Source organism: Endozoicomonas sp. ONNA1, assembly GCF_024606325.1.
In the GTDB taxonomy this organism is placed as follows: Bacteria; Pseudomonadota; Gammaproteobacteria; order Pseudomonadales; family Endozoicomonadaceae; genus Endozoicomonas_A.
Window position 1 is genome coordinate 1 of record NZ_JAHHPN010000628.1, and the last position, 2,304, is coordinate 2,304.

Annotated in this window: 3 protein-coding genes; 2 read left to right on the forward strand and 1 reads right to left on the reverse strand. The window is 47.0% G+C overall.

Annotation, left to right across the window (positions count from 1 at the left end; all coding sequences use genetic code 11):
- Window positions 1–176 precede the first annotated feature (176 nt).
- On the forward strand, window positions 177–656 hold the full coding sequence (gene slyD / locus KDK19_RS14635; protein WP_257280112.1) for a peptidylprolyl isomerase: 480 nt from the start codon (window positions 177–179) through the stop codon (window positions 654–656).
- Window positions 657–711: 55 nt separating this feature from the next.
- On the opposite strand, the gene KDK19_RS14640 is transcribed toward slyD, so the two are convergent.
- A complete protein-coding gene (locus tag KDK19_RS14640; RefSeq protein WP_257280113.1) occupies window positions 712–1,623 on the reverse strand; it encodes a DMT family transporter in 912 nt (303 codons plus the stop codon).
- Window positions 1,624–1,726: 103 nt separating this feature from the next.
- Between KDK19_RS14640 and KDK19_RS14645 the strand changes: the two genes are divergently transcribed.
- Window positions 1,727–2,227 (forward strand): Lrp/AsnC family transcriptional regulator, encoded by a 501-nt coding sequence (locus KDK19_RS14645; protein ID WP_306674488.1) that lies wholly within the window; start codon window positions 1,727–1,729, stop codon window positions 2,225–2,227.
- Window positions 2,228–2,304 lie beyond the last annotated feature (77 nt).

Consider the following 2,304-nt stretch of genomic DNA (forward strand, 5'->3'; position numbering starts at 1 on the left):
AGGAGGTGAAAACAGGGCTCTGGTTCATCTCAGGTTGGCAGAGTTTGCTCTGTCCGCAATGGAGTCTGAATAAGGGATTCTTGACATGGGCGTGGCCCCTGGCAAGAAAAAGAACTGTTCGTTTTGCAGGCGGACCGGTATTCTGTCCGTTCATTCATTCCAGAGATTTTCAATCAATGAAAATTACTGACAAAAAAGTCGCACTGATTCATTACACCCTGAAAAATGCCGGGGGTGAAGTTCTGGACAGTTCCGAAGGTCATGATCCTATGGCCTATCTGCACGGTGAGGGTAACATTATTGCCGGTCTGGAAAGTGCACTGGAAGGAAAAGCAGCGGGTGACAAGCTGGAAGTCTCTGTGGAAGCTGCCGAAGCCTATGGCGAATACGATGAAAGCCTGGTGCAGCCTATACCCCGTGCCCAGTTTGGTGAGCACGACGTAGAAGTGGGTATGCAGTTCCATGCAGATACTGCCATCGGCCCTCGTATTGTCACAATTACTGCCATTGAGGGTGATGAAGTAGTGATTGATGCTAACCATCAGCTGGCAGGTGAAGACCTGAATTTTGCGGTTGAAGTCGTTGAAGTACGCGATGCGACTGAAGAAGAGCTGGATCATGGTCACGTTCATGGGGCCGGTGATCATGAACACTGAATAAGCCATAAAAAAACCGGGTGAATGTCCCGGTTTTTTTATGGCGGAAGAAAACTCAGCTTCTTTTAAATAAGAGCTTGTGTTTTCTGAAAGTCGCTTCAGGCAATTTGGTCAAAAAGACACCGAGCATCAGGAACAGGGTCAGGAACAGAGACTCATTGCTGAGCATTCTTCCATTCAACAGGCTGTCCAGACAGAGCGCAATCACCGGAAAGATGAGAAAACAGATGGAGGCCTGGAATGGGCTGGCCAGTTTGTTTAACTGGAAGTAAGCCATAATGCCGCCAATCCCCGCCACGGAACCCAAATAAATCACTGCGCTGAGTGAGAGCGCCGAGAAGCTACTGATATCCGGCGTTTCCATGAAGTAACCGGTAATCGTCAGAAGTACCGCCGCCACCAGACAGGGGAGGGCATTGTAGGTCAGCACATGAATACCCTGACAACGAGTCTGGACATTTGTGTAAATCAGGGCGTGCATGAGGACAGCAACAACCATTGCAACCACACCCATCAGGCTGCCGTTGCTGTTGACTGACATTTGGTTACCAATGATGGTCACCAGACTGACCAGCGCTATGACCAGACCTGCCAGCTGGTGCATGGCTACCTTATGGCGCTGAAGTAACACCGAAAAAATCAGAACAGCGACAGGCATATTGGCGAAAATGATAGAGGCCAGTCCCGACGAGATATATTGTTCGCCAAAAATCATAAGGGTGAAGGGAATGGCAAAGTAAAACAGACTGATCAGGATGAACTCCAAACACTTATCCTTTGGAAACCAGATGGTAACGCCTTTCATTCTGGCCAGCAGAATAATCAGAGGCGCTGCAACTGCGAATCGAATGCCCGTGGCGGTAATCGGCGGAATGGTAGCAACAGCCAGTTCCATAGCCAGCCATGTCGTACCCCATATGAAGCAGACAGTGACAAATAAAAGGCTGACCCGGGTTTTTGTGCTCATGCCAACATCCTCTTAATACGTTCAATGGCTTGGAAAACAGTGTTGCTAATAACTACCTATGATGAAAATTTTATATTAGATAGCTGGAAAAAAGTTTTCAAATTTGTCATTATTTATTCAGTCTAAAGAAAAAATATTTTCTATTATGCTTGATAAAAAGGATAAATTGATTCTTGATTGCCTTCAGCGGGATGCATCCATTCCAGTAGCTGATATTGCCGACAAGGTAGGGTTGACCGTCTCGCCCTGCTGGAAGCGGTTAAAAAAGTTGGAAGAAGAAGGCTACATCACTCAGCGAGTAGCTCTGCTTGATGGCGATAAACTGGGCTTGCACCTCACGGCTTTTGTGAATATCAAAACCCAAAATCACAGTAATGAATGGTATGAGGCTTTTGTCGCGGAAGTCAGTGACTTTGCTGAAGTGATTGAGTTCTTCCGGATGGCCGGAGAGTATGACTACATGATGAAAGTGCTGGTCAGGGATATGGCAGCCTTTGATGTATTCTACAAACGGCTGGTAAACAGTGTGACCGGGCTCAGTGAAGTGACTTCTTCCTTTGCCATGGAGAAGCTGAAAAATACCACTTATCTACCACTGGGTTGATCGCCAAACATATTGAAACCATGTACTAGCAGCCTGTCGGACTTAAGCGTCCGTAGCGAGGATTGCAAGAAATTGAG

Bases quoted from the DNA above. Each gene is read 5' to 3' on its own strand.
- slyD (WP_257280112.1), top strand. From the start codon at position 177: ATGAAAATTACTGACAAAAAAGTCGCACTGATTCATTACACCCTGAAA.
- KDK19_RS14640 (WP_257280113.1), bottom strand. From the start codon at position 1,623: ATGAGCACAAAAACCCGGGTCAGCCTTTTATTTGTCACTGTCTGCTTC.